This window comes from Roseibium sp. RKSG952 (genome assembly GCF_009711355.1).
The window spans coordinates 1-2,420 of the sequence record NZ_SMMF01000602.1; the positions used below are offsets into that span (position 1 = coordinate 1).

At 56.6% G+C, this 2,420-nt stretch carries 2 protein-coding genes; both read right to left on the reverse strand.

Features of this window, described 5'->3' with window-relative positions:
• Positions 1-303: 303 nt before the first annotated feature.
• Complete coding sequence (locus E1297_RS02705) at positions 304-909, reverse strand: methyltransferase type 11 (protein WP_155133584.1); 606 nt, start codon at positions 907-909, stop codon at positions 304-306.
• 66 nt (positions 910-975) lie between these two features.
• Positions 976-2,337, reverse strand: coding sequence for a DUF3560 domain-containing protein (locus tag E1297_RS02710; RefSeq protein WP_155133587.1), 1,362 nt, complete (start codon positions 2,335-2,337; stop codon positions 976-978).
• Between the last annotated feature and the right edge of the window lie 83 nt (positions 2,338-2,420).

A 2,420-nucleotide genomic window follows, 5' to 3' on the forward strand; every position in this document is an offset into this window, starting at 1 on the left:
CAAAAGTTTGCCCGCGGGCAAACTTTTGGTCCTCAACAGTGATCGATGACCGATCGAACCAACAAAAAACCGTGATATTATAGCGCCTTACGGATTTTTTAGTTTCGCTTCAATTTGCTTATTTAACCGAGAAATTTGATTTTTTTCAGCAAGCGGGTCAGCGGCGAAGCGGCGGCGCTCCGGTGCCGTTCGTGAGAACGGCGCGGATGTGCCGACGCGAAGCCGCTGGTCCGCTTGCCCCGGCAGGGGGCGCAAGTCCCCTGCCCCAGCGAATCAGCCCCGCCCGATTCGGGCGGGACCGCTTCACGCGCCGACAATCCGAATGATCTTCGTCCGCACTTTGCAAGCAGCAAAAGCGTCATCTGGCAAATGCTCCACCGTCTCCGACCCTTCGTGCTCAAAGGTCACGGGGACAAGCGCCACAAGCACCGGCCGCGTAGCATGGCCATTCCGCCCCAACAGCGACAAGGCAGCGCGGATATGTGCGCGAACCTTCGAAAATGGCGGGTTCATGATGATACGCGGAAACTCAACCTTGCCCCTGACGCGCTCTGCATACTCAAGAAAGCATTCCTGTATCACCGGGACGCTCAGGCGGCGGACCTGGGCCGCAAGTTCATGGTGAAGTTCAACCGCGCAAATCTCCGCCGAACTATGACCGGACTGCAAAAGAGCCGAGACAAGAGCGCCAGTGCCGGCGCTTGGCTCAAGCGTGTTATAGTTTCCATCCGCTTGGAGATATTCAACCATACGGGCCGCAATGTCCGCGCGTGTCACATGGCATTCCGTGCCTTTATGGACAACAACCGGCTTTTGAAGCGCGGGAGCAGATTGCAGCGGCGGAACATCACGGCGGCGGCGGGAAATGAATTTCGGCTTGTTCGGACGGGTGTAAACTGAGGCTTTCATATTCGCGGACCCATTGAGTGTGTCAGCATGTCAGGGGGCAATCGCTGCCCCCTGCCCTATTTCCGATTATGCGGCTGCGCGCATTTCCTGCACCGTGTCGGGCTTTGGGTGAACCTTGCTATCCGTTAGAAACACAGCAACGCGCGGCGCATAAGACGTGGGGCCTTTGTGATTTGGATCCGCGCAGACTTTGAACCGGAACGTACCGCACACGCTTAATCGAATGCCGCGCCAGTCGCTGTAAATCTTGGAGAACTCCGCCTTGGTCAGTTCGATCTGTGGGAACGTCTCCACACTGTCACGGTGATACCGGTTCACGGATTGCAGGGTTTCAGATCGGAAATTCAGAATCGGCGGTTTTGCCGGAGCCTTGACCGGTACGGCGTAGCCTGCCGATTGCATCAGATCCCGCCAACCGTCGGCGTCCATTTCCAGCGTATCAGCGTCGGCCAAATGCAGCGGCAAGGTTACAGGGCTGGCGAGCTTAAAACCGGTTTCGGTCTTCTCTGCCTTCGGTGTCATCGCCCCATGTTCACGGGCAAAGCCCTGAAGAATGACCGGCGTCAATTCTCCGTCAAACCGTTCAACGGCTCCGAGTTCCGACCGCTCATAAGCCAAACGGTGCAGCGTGTGTTCAATCCAGCGCCGTCGATTTTCCGAAACAATCACGGCTTGCGCATTCTGCATGGAGGTGTCACGCAAATCCTGGGCGGTCATTTCGCCCCGCTCAAAGGCGCAGTAATGATCCCAATAAACCAGCGCCCCCGTTTTCAGGCGATGCCCGGAAACCAACTTGATTTGTTCGTCTGTGGTGATTTTGTTCCAGAGGCTCAAACACAAGGCAGCATGGTTGATAGGGCGCTGAAGGTCGCGCAACTCGGCCAAAAGCGTTTTGATGCGGTTCGCCCGGGTGCGGTCACTGTTTTTCCGATTGGCGTGTGCCTCGGATGCATTCGCTTTGCTCAGCCAATAGGAAATCGCATTCTGGCATTTGATGCCCTTGCGTATGTTGTTATCCATGCGCTCCTGCGTCTTGCGCGCCTTGGCTTCCGAGTGATGACCAACAAGGATGGGTTGCCCCATGTAAAAGGCTTCAGACAATTCGTCGGCAGCCCGGAAAAAAGCGTTTGCCTGCCGTCCACGCTTTGAAGCCAGTTCTTCAAGGCGTTCGGCCTTGGCTTCGGCACGCTCGGCCATCGTCGTGCCTTCCGGCTCGATCTCTCCGGCCAATTCGATGCACAAATCTTCGCGGGCTGGCGTCCACTTCGGAGCAACGAAAAGCTCCTGTTTCGGTGCCCACTTGAACCCCGCAGCCTTGACCTTTTGGAACAGTTCGTCATCAAGCCGTTTCCAGCAATAGAGGCGCAGCTTGTTGTCCTCTGCCGAATACGTCGCTTCAAAATCGTCTTGAGAATAACCGTAGGTCATTGGTCTTGCTCCTGCGTGCGGGTTTGTGCCTGAGCCTTTCGGCTGGGTGGCGTTTCTTTTTCCGCGTCGCCGGAAACGGGGGA

Excerpts from the sequence above, each read along its gene's own strand:
- E1297_RS02705 (WP_155133584.1), bottom strand. The coding sequence starts at position 909 with ATGAAAGCCTCAGTTTACACCCGTCCGAACAAGCCGAAATTCATTTCC.
- E1297_RS02710 (WP_155133587.1), bottom strand. The coding sequence starts at position 2,337 with ATGACCTACGGTTATTCTCAAGACGATTTTGAAGCGACGTATTCGGCA.